This is a genomic window from Streptomyces sp. Root1304 (genome assembly GCF_001426405.1).
Lineage (GTDB): Bacteria > Actinomycetota > Actinomycetes > Streptomycetales > Streptomycetaceae > Streptomyces.
On record NZ_LMEP01000003.1, the window covers coordinates 152,055 to 167,160 of the forward strand.

General features: G+C 72.4%; 16 protein-coding genes and 1 pseudogene. 8 read left to right on the forward strand and 9 right to left on the reverse strand.

The window, feature by feature from the left end; genetic code table 11:
• The first annotated feature begins 2 nt into the window (after nt 1–2).
• From ASD33_RS07510 to ASD33_RS07520, 3 genes are all read left to right on the forward strand, one after another.
• Entirely contained in the window at nt 3–1,301 is a 1,299-nt protein-coding gene (locus ASD33_RS07510) for a pitrilysin family protein (RefSeq protein ID WP_056555383.1), read from the forward strand.
• 139 nt (nt 1,302–1,440) lie between these two features.
• Complete coding sequence (locus ASD33_RS07515; RefSeq protein ID WP_056555386.1) at nt 1,441–2,835, forward strand: pitrilysin family protein; 1,395 nt, start codon at nt 1,441–1,443, stop codon at nt 2,833–2,835.
• Nucleotides 2,836–2,958: 123 nt separating this feature from the next.
• Nucleotides 2,959–3,402 carry a nuclear transport factor 2 family protein gene (locus ASD33_RS07520; RefSeq protein ID WP_056555389.1) on the forward strand — a complete coding sequence of 148 codons (444 nt, stop codon included), beginning with the start codon at nt 2,959–2,961 and terminating at the stop codon, nt 3,400–3,402.
• A gap of 21 nt (nt 3,403–3,423) precedes the next feature.
• Here ASD33_RS07520 and ASD33_RS07525 read toward each other — a convergent pair whose 3' ends face one another.
• Nucleotides 3,424–4,329: a Gfo/Idh/MocA family oxidoreductase gene (locus ASD33_RS07525; RefSeq protein ID WP_056555392.1), complete on the reverse strand. Its 906-nt coding sequence runs from the start codon at nt 4,327–4,329 to the stop codon at nt 3,424–3,426.
• Nucleotides 4,330–4,388: 59 nt separating this feature from the next.
• Nucleotides 4,389–5,576, reverse strand: a complete 1,188-nt coding sequence (locus ASD33_RS07530; RefSeq protein WP_056555395.1) for an FAD-dependent monooxygenase — start codon at nt 5,574–5,576, stop codon at nt 4,389–4,391.
• A 92-nt stretch (nt 5,577–5,668) separates the two neighbouring features.
• Here ASD33_RS07530 and ASD33_RS07535 point away from each other — a divergent pair, with 92 nt between their 5' ends.
• From ASD33_RS07535 to ASD33_RS07545, 3 genes are all read left to right on the forward strand, one after another.
• The gene (locus ASD33_RS07535) at nt 5,669–6,418 is read left to right on the forward strand and encodes a TetR/AcrR family transcriptional regulator (protein WP_056555398.1); all 750 of its coding nucleotides are present in this window, start codon (nt 5,669–5,671) and stop codon (nt 6,416–6,418) included.
• A gap of 42 nt (nt 6,419–6,460) precedes the next feature.
• Nucleotides 6,461–6,988 (forward strand): DinB family protein, encoded by a 528-nt coding sequence (locus tag ASD33_RS07540; RefSeq protein ID WP_056555401.1) that lies wholly within the window; start codon nt 6,461–6,463, stop codon nt 6,986–6,988.
• 95 nt (nt 6,989–7,083) lie between these two features.
• A complete protein-coding gene (locus ASD33_RS07545; RefSeq protein WP_242426858.1) occupies nt 7,084–7,566 on the forward strand; it encodes a hypothetical protein in 483 nt (160 codons plus the stop codon).
• 81 nt (nt 7,567–7,647) lie between these two features.
• Here ASD33_RS07545 and ASD33_RS07550 read toward each other — a convergent pair whose 3' ends face one another.
• From ASD33_RS07550 to ASD33_RS07580, 7 genes are all read right to left on the reverse strand, one after another.
• Entirely contained in the window at nt 7,648–8,121 is a 474-nt protein-coding gene (locus ASD33_RS07550) for a hypothetical protein (RefSeq protein ID WP_056555611.1), read from the reverse strand.
• A gap of 70 nt (nt 8,122–8,191) precedes the next feature.
• Nucleotides 8,192–8,875: a uracil-DNA glycosylase gene (gene ung / locus ASD33_RS07555; protein ID WP_056555613.1), complete on the reverse strand. Its 684-nt coding sequence runs from the start codon at nt 8,873–8,875 to the stop codon at nt 8,192–8,194.
• A gap of 80 nt (nt 8,876–8,955) precedes the next feature.
• The gene (locus tag ASD33_RS07560; protein ID WP_056555407.1) at nt 8,956–10,533 is read right to left on the reverse strand and encodes an ABC transporter substrate-binding protein; all 1,578 of its coding nucleotides are present in this window, start codon (nt 10,531–10,533) and stop codon (nt 8,956–8,958) included.
• Nucleotides 10,534–10,681: 148 nt separating this feature from the next.
• Nucleotides 10,682–11,449, reverse strand: coding sequence for an SDR family oxidoreductase (locus ASD33_RS07565; RefSeq protein WP_056555410.1), 768 nt, complete (start codon nt 11,447–11,449; stop codon nt 10,682–10,684).
• Nucleotides 11,450–11,478: 29 nt separating this feature from the next.
• Complete coding sequence (gene fabG, locus ASD33_RS07570; RefSeq protein WP_056555413.1) at nt 11,479–12,240, reverse strand: 3-oxoacyl-ACP reductase FabG; 762 nt, start codon at nt 12,238–12,240, stop codon at nt 11,479–11,481.
• Between the two features lie 213 nt (nt 12,241–12,453).
• Nucleotides 12,454–12,837 carry a DUF3037 domain-containing protein gene (locus ASD33_RS07575; RefSeq protein WP_056555416.1) on the reverse strand — a complete coding sequence of 128 codons (384 nt, stop codon included), beginning with the start codon at nt 12,835–12,837 and terminating at the stop codon, nt 12,454–12,456.
• A complete protein-coding gene (locus ASD33_RS07580) occupies nt 12,834–13,679 on the reverse strand; it encodes a HipA family kinase (RefSeq protein WP_056555419.1) in 846 nt (281 codons plus the stop codon). The genes ASD33_RS07575 and ASD33_RS07580 overlap by 4 nt, the downstream gene beginning before the upstream one ends.
• Before the next feature lie 555 nt (nt 13,680–14,234).
• Here ASD33_RS07580 and ASD33_RS36120 point away from each other — a divergent pair.
• A pseudogene (locus tag ASD33_RS36120) lies at nt 14,235–14,570 on the forward strand (GNAT family N-acetyltransferase); the annotation flags it as partial.
• Entirely contained in the window at nt 14,557–14,970 is a 414-nt protein-coding gene (locus ASD33_RS35715; protein WP_056555422.1) for a hypothetical protein, read from the forward strand. The pseudogene ASD33_RS36120 and the gene ASD33_RS35715, both read left to right, overlap by 14 nt.
• Nucleotides 14,971–15,106: the final 136 nt, after the last annotated feature.

The following is a 15,106-nucleotide window of genomic DNA, read 5'->3' on the forward strand; positions in this document are numbered from 1 at the left end:
CCGTGCCCGTCCTCAGCCCCGCCCGCCACACCCTCTCAAACGGTCTGCGGGTGGTCGTCTCCAAGGATCCGACCGTGCCGGTGGCCGCGGTCTGCCTCTGGTACGAGGTGGGTTCCCGCGACGAGCCGCGCGGCCGGACCGGGCTCGCGCACCTCTTCGAGCACCTGATGTTCCAGGGCTCGACGCAGGTGCCCGCCGGCGGGCACACCGCGGCCGTCGAGGACGCCGGCGGGCACACCAACGCCGCCACCGGCTTCGAGCGCACGGTCTTCCACAGCCTCGTCCCGGTGGGCCAGCTGGAGCTGGTGCTCTGGCTGGAGGCCGACCGCATGGGCGGGCTGCCCGACGCGCTGACCGCCGAGAGCCTGGCCACCCAGCGGGACGTGGTCCTGAACGAGCGCCGCGAGCGGTACGACAACGTCCCCTACGGGACCGGCTGGGAACAGCTGGTCGCCATGTCCTTCCCGCCCGGGCACCCCTTCCGCGCCCTGCCGGCCGGCAGCCCGGAGGACCTGCGGGCGGTCACCCTCGACGACTGCCGTGCGTTCTTCGGCCGCCACTACACCCCGGACCGGGCGATCCTCTCCGTGGTCGGCGACGTCTCCCCCGAGGCGGTCGTCGACCTGGCCGAGCGCCACTTCGGGCACATCCCGCCGTCCGGTACGGGACCCGGCGCCGCCGGCCCCCTGACGCGCACCGTCGTACCGGGCGCGCCCGAGAAGCCGGTCGAGGCGCGGCGCCACGTCGTGGAGCCGGTGCCGGGGCCCGCGTTCATGGCCGCGTACCAGCTTCCCGCGTACGGCGAACCCGGGTACGCGGCCGCCGACCTGGCCCTGACCCTCCTCGGCGGGATGAGCAGCCGGGGCCTGCACGACCGTCTGGTGCGGCGCGAACAGATCGCCCACACGGCGCGCGCGTCGCTGATGCCGCTGCGGTGGGCCCCGTCCCTCGGTCAGCTCAACGTACGGGCCCCGGCCGGGTCCGCACTCGCGGACGTGGAGCGCGCGGTGGACGCGGAGATCGAGCGGCTGGCCGACGGCGGGGTCACGGAGGACGCGCTGGAGGGGGCGCGGGCCCAGATCCGCCGGGACTGGCACGACCGGCTCGCCCACCCGGCCGGCCGGGCCGACGAACTCTGCGCCCAGGAGGCGTACTTCGGCGACGCCACCCGCTGCGACCGGCACCTGGCGAGCGTCCTCGACATCGGTGCGGCGGAGGTCGGCGCGGCGGCCGCGGAGCTGCTCGCCCCGGCGCGGCGCGCGGTCCTCACGTACGAGCCCGCGGGGGATGCGGGACCGTGAGCCGCACCTGGCACGACCCTCTGCCCGCGCCTCCGGCGACGACGCCGTCACTGCCACCGGCACCTGCACCGGCACTCGCCACTCGCCACCGAGACTTCCCGGCCGCCCGTCCCGCCGGTCCTTCGCGAAGGGTCCCCGTATGAACGCGCCCGTCTCCCTCTCCCCGGCCGTCACCGGCCGTCGGGCCGCCGCGCCGCGGCCGAAACGGCCCTTGCCGGCGCCGGCCGAGACCTGGCTCTTCCCCGCGCTGCACGAGGACGTCCTCGCCAACGGCGTGACGCTGCTGACGTGCGACCGCCCGGGCCAGGAGGTGCTGAGCGTCGAGATCGTCGTGGCCGCGCCCCTCGCCCTCGAACCCCGTGAGCTGGAGGGCGTCCTCGGCATCACCACCAGCGCCCTCGTCGAGGGCGTCCCCGGCCTGAGTTCGCTCGACTTCATCCGGGAACTGGAGAACTGCGGCGCGACCCTCGGGGTCGGCGCCGAGCACGCGGGGCTGCGGATCACCCTCGACGTCCCCGTCCCGCACCTCGCCCGCGCCCTGTCCCTGCTGGTCCTGGCCATGCGCGAACCGCTGCTCCCGGCCGCCTCGGTGGACCGGCTGGCCCGCTCGCGCGTCCACGCCCTGGTCCGTCACCGGGCGGACCCCGAGCGCCGGGCCGCCGTGGAACTGCACGCGGCCGTCTTCGATCCCGCGGACCGGCGCAGCCGTCCCGCGCGCGGCACGGAGGAGACGGTCCGCCGGGTCGACCGGGACGCGGTCGTGGCCTGTCACCGCCGGTTCCTGCGCCCCGCCGTCACCACCGTGGTCGTCGCGGGCGACCTCTCCGGCAACGGCACCGAGGAGGTGCTGCGCCGGGTCCTGTCCACCTGGGAGGGCGAGCAGGGGAAGCTGTCGGCGCCGCCCGCCCCTCCGCTGCGGGAGGACCCGGCGGTGATCGTGGTCGACCGGCCCGGGGCCGTCCAGACCCGGCTGGTCCTCGGCCGCGCCGCGTCCGCGCGCACGGATCCGGGCTGGGACCCGCTGCTGATCGGGAACCACAGTCTCGGCGGCTCCGTCAACGCGCGCCTCGACCGGGAACTCCGGGAGACCAAGGGGTACACGTACGGCTTCCACAGCCGGCTGCTCGCGGTCGTGCAGCACTCGCTCGCCGTGGTCACCGGCGCGGTGGAGACCTCCGTGACGGGCGAGGCGCTCGGTGACGTCCGGCGCATCCTGCGGGAGGTGACCGAGCACGGGATCAGCGAGCGGGAGCGGTCGGCGGCGGTCGCGCAGATCGTGGACGCCGCGCCGCTGCGCTACCTCACGGCCTCCGCCGTCGCGGACGAGATCGCCCTTCTGGTGCTCGACGGGCGTGCGCCGGGCACGCTGCCGGGCGCGTTCCGGCGGGCCGCGGCCGTCTCCGCGGAGGAGGCGTCGGCGGCCCTGCGCGAGGCGTTCGCACCGGACCGTCTGGTGACGGTGGCGGTCGGCGACGCCGCGCGGATCGGTGACGCCGTCCGGGAGGTGGCGGGTCGGCCGCCGCGTACCGGCTGAGCGACGTCCGGGGAGACGTCCGTCGCCGGGCGGCCGGTCACCGTGGCGGGAATCGGTCCACCCGAACCGGCGGGGTCGTGCACGCCCCTTGGCCCCGGGCGTGCCCTGCCGGACACTGAGGCGATGACGCAGCGCGTGGACCTCGCGACCGTGATGGACCGGCTCGCTCTCGACGATCTCCTCACCGGCTACGCGACCGCCGTGGACGACGGCGACTGGCCCGCCTACCGGGCCCTGTTCACCCCCGACGGCCGGGCCGACTACCGGGGCTCGGGCGGGATCGAGGGGACCGCCGCCGCTGTCGCGGAGTGGCTGGCCGAGACGATGCCGCTCTTTCCCGTACGCCAGCACCTCATCGTGAACCGGCGGGTCCGATTCCGTGACCCCCTCGGCTATCCGCAGACCGGCGATCTGGCCGACATCGGCGCCGACTACGTCAATCCGATGCGCTTCGCCTCCGGCGAGGACTTCGTGTGCGGCGGCCGCTACGCCTTCGCCGCGCGCCGCACCGCCGACGGCTGGCGGCTCCGCTCGGTCGTCGTCGACGAGCGGTGGCGCCGCACCTGAGGCCCCCGGGGCCCGGCCGGCTCAGGAAGCCTGGGTCAGCGCCTCGCGGACCACGCGCTCGCACAGTTCGTGGGTCAGCAGGGCGTCGCGCGCGCTGAGGACCCGGCCCTCGCGGACCGCGTCGAGGAAGGCCAGTACGGCCTGCTCGATGCCGCGCTGACGGGCCACCGGCACCCAGTCGCCGCGCCGCCGCAGGGTCGGCTGGCCCTTGTGGTCGACGACGTCGGAGAGGTTGAGGACCTGGCGCTTGGTGTCCTGCCCGGAGACCTCCAGGATCTCCTCGGTGGAGCCGTTCATCCGGTTCATCATGCCGATGGCGGTGAACCCGTCGCCGGAGAGCTGCAGCACGACGTGGTGCATGAGCCCCTCGCGGATCCTGGCCCGCACGTCGATGTGCTCGACCTCGCCGGGGAGGAGGAACCGCAGGGTGTCGACGACGTGGATGAAGTCGTCGAGCACGAGCGTGCGCGGGTCCTCGGGGAGGCCGACCCGGTTCTTCTGGAGGACGATCAGTTCGCGCGGGTGCTCGACGCACTGGGCGTACGACGGGGCGAGACGCCGGTTGAAGCCGACGGCGAGACCGACCGAACGCTTCTCCGCGAGCTCCACGATCCGCTCGGAGTCGGCGTACTCGTACGCGAGGGGCTTGTCGACGTACGTGGGGACGCCGGCTTCGATGAGCCGCTCGGCGATCTCCGCGTGGGCGGAGGTCGGCGCGTGGACGAACGCGGCGTCGAGTCCGGCCGCGAGCAGTGAGTCGAGGTCGCGGTGGCGCTGCGCGGCGGGCAGGTGGAGGGTGCCGGCGACCCGGTCGAGGGTCGCGGCGGTACGGGTCTGGAGGTGGAGTTCGACCCCGGGGAGGGTGGCGAGGACGGGGAGGTAGGCCTTCTGCGCGATGTCGCCGAGTCCGATGCAGCCAACCTTCACGGGGTCTCCCTTGTCGTGTCCACAGGCCCCGCTCGTGGGGGCCGTTCGCGCCGGTCAGCTTACGCGGGCCGGGCCGGGGCGACCGGCGGGCGCCAGTCCGCGATGCCGTCGAAGCCCCGCAGGACGAGCCCGGGACCGAAGGCGGAGACGGCGCGGACCAGGGTGGAGCGGAGGGCGACGGCGGGGCGGGCCGAGAGCAGGGTGACGGCTCCCGTCCGGGCGGCCTTGCGGACGATGGCGGTGGTACGGGGCAGGCGGTCGGCCGTGTAGGCGGCGAGCGCGGGTCCCGGGACGAACTCGGCCGCGGAGCCTGCGTGATGGGCGAGGACGACGGCGTCCTCGATGGCCTGGTTCCCGCCCTGGCCGAGGCTCGGCATCATCGCGTGCGCGGCGTCCCCGAGGAGCGCGACCCGGCCCCGGTGGAAGGCCGGCAGCGGGTCGGGCAGGTGGTGGACGTCGTGGCGCAGGACCTGGCCGGGCTCGACGGCGGCGAGGATCTCGGGGACGGGGTGGTGCCAGTCCCCGAAGAGGCGCAGGAGTTCGGCCCGCTCGTCGTCGGGCGCGTGGGCCCCGGCGGGGGCGGTGGCCATGGCGTACGCGTAGATCCGGCCGTCCTTGAGGGGCTGGGTGCCCCACAGGCGTCCGGCGCCCCAGGTCTCGTGCGGGGCGAAGGGCCGCTCGGGGGCCGGGACGACGACCCGCCAGGTGGTGCAGCCGGCGTACCGGGGGCCGGGGTGCCCGGGGAAGAGGGTGTGCCTCGTCGCGGAGCGGATGCCGTCGGCGGCGACGACGAGTTCGGCTTCGAGTTCGCCCTGCGGGGTGGCGAGGCGGGCGGGGCGCCGGTCGTCGCCGGGGTCGAGCACGGTGGCGGCCGCTCCGGTACGTACGGCTCCGGCGGGGAGCGCCGAGGTGAGGATGTCGACGAGGGTGGCGCGGTGGAGGAGGACCAGCGGCCCGCCGAAGCGCGCGGCGGCCGCCTTGGCGTCGGTGCGGGCGAGCCAGCGGCCGTCGGGGGCGCGCATGCCGCCGTCGCCCTGCCAGGCGGCGAGCTCGCGGACGCGGTCGCCGAGGCCGATGACGTCCAGCGCGCGCTGGGAGTTGGGGGCGAGGCCGATGCCGGCGCCGACGGGGGCGAGGTCGGCGGCGCGTTCGAGGACGGTGACCCGCCAGCCCTTGCGGTGGAGGGCGACGGCGGCGGTGAGACCGCCGACTCCGGCTCCGACGACGACGGCACGGCGCTGTTCCATGACTGCTCCTCCGACGGGAAACTACAGGTGTAGTACGACCGACGGGAGTGACGCTACTACAGGTGTAGTCAGCCCGGTAGTAGGTTGTCCCCATGACCGCATCGGCCGCCTCCTCCGCGTCGGAACCCACCGCCCCCTCCGAAGCCACCGCCCCTCCGGAACCCCTCGGCTCCCGCGCCGAGCGGATCGGTGACGCCGCCCTCGACCTGCTCGTCGAGCGCGGCATGCGCGGGCTGACACACCGCGCCGTGGACGAGCGGGCCGGACTGCCGCAGGGCTCGACGTCCAATCACGCCCGGACGCGCCAGGCCCTCCTGGAAGCGGCCGTGCGACGCCAGGTCCAGCTGGAGGCCCGGGTCCTGACCCCGGAGGAGATGCCGGGCGCGGCCGGGGGCAGGGTCCGCCCGGGTGCCGACGGCCGCCCGGGTGCCGACAACCGTCCCGAGGCCCACGACCGCCCGGACCCCGACGGCCACCCCGCCCCCGACGCGCTCGTCGACGCCCTGGCCCTCGCCCTGCACCGCTATCTCACCGACCACCGCGCGCTGCTCGTCTCCCGCTACGAGCTGGCCCTCGAAGCCACCCGCCGCCCCGAGCTGCGCGCCTTCTTCGACGACGCGGGCTCCGTCTTCCACGGCCCGCTGGTCGCGATGATGACGGCGGCGGGCTCACCGGCGCCGGAGCGGCACGCCCTCTCCCTCATCGCCTGGTGCGAGGGCCTGATGTTCTCCTGCGCGGCCGGCTCCTTCCACTCCGCCGTACCGAGCCGCACCGAACTCCGCACCGGCTTCGACGAACTGCTCCGCGGCATGCTCGGGAACCGGTCCCCGCGCCCGGCGTGAAAGCGGTGGCGCCGCCGGGGGCCATGGGGCACGATGCCGCGCATGACCACCGAACGCACCGAATCCGTCCCCCGCGTCGACCCGTCCACCACCTCGGGCGAGCGCGAGGCGCTGGAGCAGTGGCTCGACTTCCATCGCGCGACCCTCGCGTCGAAGTGCGAGGGGCTCGACGACGCCCAGCTGCGCACCCCCTCCGCCCCGCCCTCGGACCTCAACCTGCTCGGCCTCGTGCGCCACATGGCGGAGGTCGAGCGCGGCTGGTTCCGCAACGTCCTGGCCGGCGAGAAGGCGGAGTGGATCTACTCGACGCAGGAGGACCGCGACGGGGACATCCACGCCACGGAGGGGGACACCTACGAGGAGGCCTTCGCCACCTGGCAGGCGGAGATCGCCCACGCGCGCGCCCTGGCCGCCCCGCACGGTCTCGACGACCTGGGCGTGGGCGAGCACCGCAGCGGGGAGTCCTTCAACCTGCGCTGGATCTACCTCCACATGATCGAGGAGTACGCCCGCCACAACGGCCACGCGGACCTCATCAGGGAGCGCATCGACGGCGCGACCGGCGACTGACCGGTCAAGGCGGGTCCCACGGGGCCTCACCCGTGCGGGGCATTCCCCGCCGGTAGGGGCGCGAAGATCGTCGTGGGACCAGCAGAGTGGCGCGGGTGCATGGAACCCGAACCACAGCGAAGATCCTGGTCGGGGCGGCCGTCGCCGCCCTCGCGGGCTGCGTGTCGGTGGACGCCCCGCCGAAGGCTCCCGTCCCCGCGCCCGCCGCGGAGACCGTACGCCCCGCCCAGGACGTGGCACCGCAGATCGTCGAGGGCCCGGCCCGCGAGGCCCTTGAGGCGGCGCTCCCCGCTCCCCCGCCGTCCGCCGCGCCCCGCGCGTCGCCGACGGCCGAGCCGCACCGGCGGGCGGGGGCCCCGCACAGGACCGAGGCGCCGCGCCCGGACCTCGTACCCCGGCAGCGGGAGCGTCCGCGCCCGGCGGCCCGGCCGCCGCTGCCCGAACTGCCGCGGCTGAGCGACCTGCGGAAGAAGCCACCGGTCTCGCGGGCGGACGTCTGCGATCTGGGCGAGCGGTACGGGGGCTGGGGACCCGGCAGCGACCCGTCCCGCATCTGCCACGGCACCTACGGCCATTGACCGGCCGGGCCGTCCGCGCCCGGGTCCGCAAGCCCGGCCCGGAACGGGCTCGCGCCCGGAGCGGCCCCTCGCCGGGACCCCTCACTCTCCCCCGAGCCGCAGCTCCAGCCGTTCGATCGCCGCCCTGACCCCGTTGCCGTAGCCGTCGTCGTCCAGATGGTCCGAGGCCGCGCGGGCCCGGTCGAGGTGGGTCCGCGCGGCGTCGGGTCGCTGGAGCTTCAGATAGTCGGCGGCGAGGTTGAGGTGGAGCGAGGGGTACAGCGCCCGGAGCGCCGCCGTCGAGTCATGGGCGGCGAGCCGCTCCTCCGCGAGGCCCTCGGCGGCGCTCAGTGCCCGCAGGTCCCAGGCCAGCTCCGTGTCGGGGTCGTCCTGCGCGTCCGCCATGTAGTGGGCGAGGGTGCAGCGGTGGAGGGGGTCCCCGTCCGGGCCGATCTGCTGCCACAGGAGCCCGAAGCGGTTGCGGGCCTCCTCACGGTCGCCGCCGTGGAGCAGCATCATGGCCTGCCCGATCCTGGTCATGACCCCGTCGTCCGACACCTGCTGCTGCTCGGTCACCGCGACCTCCACCGCCTCACCCACTGGGAGTGCCGACGCTAGCCGCACCTGCCCCCGATCGGGCCGAGGCTCAGCCGAGGTCCGGGACGCGCCAGTCGATCGGCTCGTGCCCCTGGGCCGCGACGGCCGCGTCGATCCGGGTGAACGGCTGCGATCCGAAGAACTTCTTCGCGGAGAGCGGCGAGGGGTGCGCGCCCTTCACGACCACGTGCCGCTCCTCGTCGATGAGCGGCAGCTTCTTCTGGGCGTAGTTGCCCCAGAGGACGAAGACGGCGGGGTCGGGCCGCGAGGCGACGGCGGTGATCACCGCGTCGGTGAACTTCTCCCAGCCCTTGCCCTTGTGCGAGTTCGCCTCGCCGGAGCGGACCGTCAGCACGGCGTTGAGCAGGAGGACGCCCTGCTCGGCCCAGGGCATCAGATAGCCGTTGTCCGGGATCGGGTGGCCGAGCTCGGCCTGCATCTCCTTGTAGATGTTCCGCAGGGAGGGCGGGGTCCTGACCCCGGGCCGGACGGAGAAGCAGAGGCCGTGCCCCTGGCCCTCTCCGTGGTACGGGTCCTGACCGAGGATCAGGACCTTGACCTTGTCGTACGGGGTGGCGTCGAGGGCGGCGAAGACCTCGTCCTTCGGAGGGAAGACCGGACCCCTGGCGCGCTCCTCCTCGACGAACTCGGTGAGCTGCGCGAAGTAGGGCTTGCGCAGTTCCTCGCCGAGAACGCCCCGCCAGGACTCGGGCAGCATGCTGGTGTCGGTCACGGTCAACAACCTCCGGTGGACGTTCCTGTCTACGCCCCAGAACCTACCGGGGGCCACTGACAGTGGCCCCCGCAGGCCTCCTACCAGCTGGCCCGGCGCTCCAGCTCCCAGAGCTGCATGACCGTCTGCGGGTCGAGGGCGCGCTCGCCGCCGCCGATGTCCTCACGGGCCGCGATGTACAGCTTGCCCTGCCACAGCGGCAGCAGCCGGACGTCCTGGACCATGATCTCCTGGGCCTCCACGAACTCGTTCGTGACGGTTCCCCGGTCGCTCTCGCGGCGGGACTTCGGGATCAGGACATCGGTGATCCTGGGGCTCACGTACGGGGTGCCGAGGACGTTCTCCTTGCCCATGAACGGCGCGACGAAGTTGTCCGGGTCCGGGAAGTCGGGGAACCAGCCGCGGCCGAAGACCGGGTACTCGCCCTTCTGGTAGCCCGCCGCGAACTCCTTCCAGGGCTTGCCGTGCAGGGTGATCTTGAAGAGGCCGGACTCCTCGAGCTGCCGCTTGAGCTCGGCGAACTCGGCGGCCGTGGAGGAGCCGTACCGGTCCGTCGTGTACCAGAAGGTCAGCTCGACGGGATCGGTGATGTCGGCGTCGCGGAGGATCTTCTTGGCCTTGGCGGCGTCGGGCGAACCGTAGCGGTCGAAGAACTTGGTGGTGTGGGCGGCGATGCCCTTGGGCACCATCGAGTACAGGGGCTCGGCGGTGCCCTGGTAGACCTTGTTGACCAGTTCGTCGCGGTCGACGAGCTGGGCGATGGCCTTGCGGACGGCCGGCTCGGCGACCGAAGGGTCCTGGGTGTTGAAGACCAGGTAGCGGATGTCCGCGCCCGTCGACTCGACGAGCTGGAGGCCCTTGTTCTCGGGCTTGTCGTCCTGGAGCGACACGACCTCCTCGGCGGTGAGGCCGCGGTAGGTGGCGTCGATCTCGTTCTTCTTGAGCGCGGCGACCATCGCGTCGGACTCGTCGTAGTACCGGATGGTCACGCCGCCGTTCTTGCGGTCGGCGAAACCCTTGTACATCGCGTTCTTCGTCAGCTCCGCCGTCTTGCGCTCGGAGTACGAGTCGAGGACGTACGGCCCCGAGCCGGTGATCTTGCCGTCCTTGCGGAGCGCGTCGGCCGGGTAGTCGGCCGGGTCCACGAGGGACATCGCCGGCGTGGCCAGGATGAACGGGAAGGTGGCGTCCGACTTGTTGAGCCGGAAGACGACGGTGCGGTCGCCGACGGTCTCGATCTTGTCGAGCGAGCCGAGCATCCCGTTGGGGCCGCCCTTGAAGTTGATCGTGCGGATGCGCTCGATCGAGTACTGCACGGCCTTGGCGTCCAGCTTGTGCCCGTTGGAGAACACGAGGCCCTCCAGGAGCTTGCATTCGAAGACCCGGCTCGACGTGTCGGTGAACTTGCAGTCGGCGGCGTCCGACTGCGGAGTCGTGCTTCCCGTCGGGAAACTGACCAGGGTCTGGAAGACATTCCGGAAGAGCTCCCAGGAATTGTCCCAGGCGGCGGCCGGATCAAGCGTGGTGGGAGAACTCGTCGTACCGATGACGATTCTCTGATCCCCGGCGGAATCACTGTCCGAGAAGACACTGCATCCGGTTACCAGGGATATGGACACAAGGGCTGCAGCGGCCTGCAGACTGGTCCGGTTGAACACGTGCACGCTCCTCGTTCGGCCGGGGGTCGGCCGACGATACCGCAGCACCCCGTCAGGTCAATCGTCGAGCCCGACGGGGCACTTGAGTCATTCGACGTATAACCGGGCCCAATCCGGACACTGCTTCCGGAGAGTGTCCGGATATCGGTCACCCGACTCCGGCGTTCAGGAAAATCCCGCCGTCGACGACGAGCGTCTGACCTGTGATCCACTCCGACTGCGAGGAGGTCAGGAACGCCGCCGCGCCACCGATGTCCTCGGGCTCGCCGAGCCGGCCGAGCGGATAGGAGGCGGCCGCCTCCGCCTCCCGGCCCTCGTAGAGCGCCTGCGCGAATTTCGTCTTCACGACGGCCGGGGCGATGGCATTGACGCGTACGAGCGGTGCGAATTCATGCGCCAGCTGCAGGGTCAGATTGACCATCGCGGCCTTGCTCATTCCGTACGCGCCGATGAACGGCGAGGCGGAGACGCCGGCGATCGAGGCGATGTTCACGATCGCGCCGCCGTTCTCCTTCTGCCAGGCGTGCCAGCTGCGCTGGGCGAAACCGAGCGCCGAGACCACGTTCGTCTCGAAGACCTTGCGGGCCACCCCGAGGTCCAGGTCCGCGATGGGGCCGAAGACCGGATTCGTCCCGGCGTTGTTGACCAGGAAGTCGAGACGGCCGAAGCCGTCCATCGCCGCCTCGACGGCGGCGGCCTGGTGGACCTCGTCGTGGGCCTTGCCGGGGACGCCGACGGCCCGGTCGGCCCCGAGGCGCTCGACGGCCTCCTTGAGGGCCTCCTCGCCGCGTCCGGTGATGACGACCCGGTCGCCGCGCGCGACGAGCGCCTCGGCGATGCCGTAGCCGATGCCCCGGCTCGCGCCGGTGACGAGGGCGACCTTGCCGGACAGCTCCGGCCGTGCCTGTGCGGTCATGTCTGCCGTGCTCCTCTCGCTGCCGGGCGTCAGTTGAGCGGGCCGCCGGCCACGTACATGACCTGGCCGGAGACGAAGCCGGCGTCGTCGCCCGCGAAGAAGGCGATGGCGTTGGCGACGTCCTCGGGACGGCCGACCCGCTGCACCGGGATCATGGAGGCGGCGGCGGCCTGGAACTCCTCGAAGCCCATGCCGACCCGCTCGGCGGTCTGCGCGGTCATCTCGGTGACGATGAAGCCCGGGGCGACGGCGTTGGCGGTGATGCCGAACTTTCCGAGCTCCTTGGCGAGGGTCTTGGTCAGCCCCTGCAGACCGGCCTTCACGGCCGAGTAGTTCGCCTGGCCGCGGTTGCCGAGGGCCGAGGACGAGGAGAGCGAGACGATCCGGCCGAAGCCCGCGTCCACCATGTGCTTCTGGCAGGCCTTCGCCATCAGGAAGGCGCCCTTGAGGTGCACGTTCATGACGAGGTCCCAGTCGGACTCGGACATCTTGAAGAGCAGGTTGTCGCGGAGCACGCCCGCGTTGTTGACGAGGATCGTCGGCGCGCCGAGCTCGGCGGCGACGCGCGCGACGGCGGCCTCCACCTGGGCGCTGTCGGAGACGTCGCAGCCGACCGCGAGGGCGGTGCCGCCCGCCGCGGTGATCTTCTCGACGGTGTCCTTGCAGGCCGCCTCGTCGAGGTCGAGTACGGCGACGGCGCGGCCCTCGGCCGCGAGGCGCAGCGCGGTGGCGGCGCCGATTCCCCGTGCGGCACCCGTGACGACGGCTACGCGCTGCTCGGTGGTGGACATGCTTGGTTCTCCTCGCCCTTGGATCGTCCCTGGTAGCGGCCGAACCGTTCACCCGCTCCTGCGTCCCACACATGAGCGACCGCTTAGTATCGTCCGCAGAACGAGACGCTAGAAGCACGGACACCCGGTGTCAACGGCCCACCGGGTGCACCTGGTCACTCCCCGTCCCCGGGCGCGTGCGCTCGGCGCACCGTCCCGTCCGCGCGCCCGCCCTCAGCGCACCAGCAGGTCGAGGAGCCGCTCCACCTCGGCCTCGGGATCGAGCGTGAGGCCCGTGTGCACGGGGCCGGGCTGGACGACCGTGGAGCGCGGGGCGATGAGCCAGCGGAAGCGGCGCCCGGCGTCGTCGCCGGCGGCCTGGCCGGCGGCGTCGCCCCCGAGGCAGACCCCCTCGACGGCCCGCAGCGCGGCCCGGACGCCGGTCACGTCGGCGGCCGGATCCAGCACCGAGAGCTTCGCCTCGTCCAGATGGGTGCGGGCGGCCACGTAGGACCGGGCGCGGCAGTAGACGACCACGCCCGCGTTGAAGCACTCGCCGCGCTCGACCCGGGGCACCACGCGCAGCAGCGCGTACTCGAAGACGTCGCGGTCGGTCACGGGGTGCTGTCCTTCTCGGTGGTGTGCGGCCGGGGCGCGAGGCGCTCGGCGAGCCAGCCGGGCGGCTGCTGGGGCCTGGTCTCGGTGCGCGGTCCGAGCGTGATCCGCTCGTGGATGGTGGCGGCGCGCGGCAGCAGCGCCTCGACGTAGGCGGCGCGCACCTCGTCGGTGCTCGCGAAACCGGGCTCGTCGACGAGCCACTCGTCGGGCACGTCGGCGGCGACCTCGTCGAGGAGTTCCCGGGTGACGAGCGGGGCGAGTTCGGCGGCGGCCGCGGCGACGTCCGGCGCGAAGCGGGCGAGGACGTGGTCGGAGGCGTCGTAGGGCTTGGCGGCGGAGGCCTGGGCGCCGGGCCAGTTGTGGTGCCAGATCATGGTGGCGCCGTGGTCGATGAGCCACAGGTCGCCGTGCCAGACGAGCATGTTCGGGTTCCGCCAGGACCGGTCGACGTTGTTGATGACCGCGTCGAACCAGACGATCCGGCCGGCCTCGACCGGGTCCACCTCGTACGCCAGCGGGTCGAAGCCCAGCGAACCGGGCAGGAAGTCCATGCCCAGGTTGAGCCCGCCGCTCGCCTTGAGCAGCTCCTGCACCTCCTGGTCGGGTTCGGAGAGCCCGATGACCGGGTCGAGCTGGATGGTCACCAGCTCCGGCACCCGCAGGCCGAGCCTCCGGCCGAGCTGCCCGCAGATGACCTCGGCGACCAGCGTCTTGCGCCCCTGTCCGGCGCCGGTGAACTTCATGACGTACGTGCCGAAGTCGTCGGCCTCGACGATCCCGGGGAGCGAGCCGCCCTCACGCAAGGGCGTGGCATAGCGGGTCGCTGTCACCTCTGTAAGCATTTCCTCAGGCTATACGCCTCAGTCCCCTGGCAATCAACGGAAGGACTCTGCGGTCTACGACCGGGCGGACCACACCCTGGGGAGAATCTGGGGAGTTTGGACGACAAAGTGCCGAGGTCGGCGACCTCGACGATCCCTGACAGCGGACCAACCTCACACATGGACGCTACATAACAGGTCGCCACGACCTCTTCCAGCACTTTCCCAGGCCACTCGCCTATTCAGCCTTGCAATCCATGGGCTACTTCTTCGGGGTGTAGAGGCAGGAATCGCCGGCCAACGACGCTGGGGAGAATCTGGGGAGTTTCGACTGCGAGCCAGTCTCCCGGCTCCTCAAGCAGACCGTCGATGGTGCCGTGCCCCTAACTGCCGGCCTCCGGCATGAAGAGAGCGCAGTAACCGAGGGTGATCGCTGGCGAGGGTGTCCGAGCCGGCGGGCCAGGGTTACAAAGGACGCCCACTGCCGGTTTTGTGACGCTTCAGTTCCTCGGCCACCGAGGGGACAGCCACCGTGCGGATCTTCTTCCCCTTCGGGAGAGCGAAGTACAGCCTTCCGTGAACGGCGGAGACGTCCTCGCCCACATCGGCGCGCTGCGCTCGTTCTACGCCGACGCCTTCTGCGCACCGCCCTGGAACGAGGACGAGTTCACCAAGCGGCTCGCCCGTGACGCCCGGCGTCCGGGTTTCACCGCCGCGGTGGCCGTGGCAGGCGGATACGTGGTCGGCTTCGCCTGCGGGTGGACCACCCTCCCGCCCTTCCCCACGAGCCGCTGCTATCCGCAGGCCGCCGCGGGCCTCGGCGCGCGACGGACACACAGCTGGCTGTGCGGCGCCTTCGAGGTGGACGAACTCGCCGTCCGGCCCGGCGCGCACGGCAGTGGGCTCGCCGCAGGTTCACGCCCGGACGGCGGCGAACAAGCTGTGCACCGGCACATGGGCGCACGCAGCATCGACCGTCACCTTCCAGCGCGCGCCGGGCGGCACCCTCGCCGGGGGATTCAAGCCGTCCAACACAGCCCGCGCGAACCTCGGTTCTCCGGTCACGGTGACGATGCCTTACGCATATGTCAACGGCAGGGCTGTCAACCCGCCGTACAGTCCGCACACCGCGGTCAGCACATGCGACTTCCACGGCAGCATGAACAAGTACCGTTACGTCGGAGGCGGTTCCGGCACGATCGTCACCGGCAACAAGCTGACCTTCTCCTGGTTCCTGAAGGGCTCCAAGCCCAGCTCGGCCGCCGATCGTTACGTTTTCACCTCTCAGGTTCCCCAGCCCGGAAGCGCGTGATCCCCCATGAACAGCCGAACCCCCCGCCCCGCCTCCCTCGTCCTCGGCGGCAGCCACGAGCTCGTCGTCGACAGTCTGTCGCTGGATGAGGACTCGTTCACCGTCCGTTACACGGTCAGGCCGCCACTCCCCGAGG

Coding starts and splice junctions, on each gene's coding strand:
- ASD33_RS07535 (WP_056555398.1), top strand. CDS start 5,669: ATGACCGCATCGGCCGCCTCCTCCGCGTCGGAACCCACCGCCCCCTCC.
- ASD33_RS07515 (WP_056555386.1), top strand. CDS start 1,441: ATGAACGCGCCCGTCTCCCTCTCCCCGGCCGTCACCGGCCGTCGGGCC.
- fabG (WP_056555413.1), bottom strand. CDS start 12,240: ATGTCCACCACCGAGCAGCGCGTAGCCGTCGTCACGGGTGCCGCACGG.
- ASD33_RS07520 (WP_056555389.1), top strand. CDS start 2,959: ATGACGCAGCGCGTGGACCTCGCGACCGTGATGGACCGGCTCGCTCTC.
- ASD33_RS07530 (WP_056555395.1), bottom strand. CDS start 5,576: ATGGAACAGCGCCGTGCCGTCGTCGTCGGAGCCGGAGTCGGCGGTCTC.
- ASD33_RS07565 (WP_056555410.1), bottom strand. CDS start 11,449: ATGACCGCACAGGCACGGCCGGAGCTGTCCGGCAAGGTCGCCCTCGTC.
- ASD33_RS07540 (WP_056555401.1), top strand. CDS start 6,461: ATGACCACCGAACGCACCGAATCCGTCCCCCGCGTCGACCCGTCCACC.
- ASD33_RS07580 (WP_056555419.1), bottom strand. CDS start 13,679: ATGCTTACAGAGGTGACAGCGACCCGCTATGCCACGCCCTTGCGTGAG.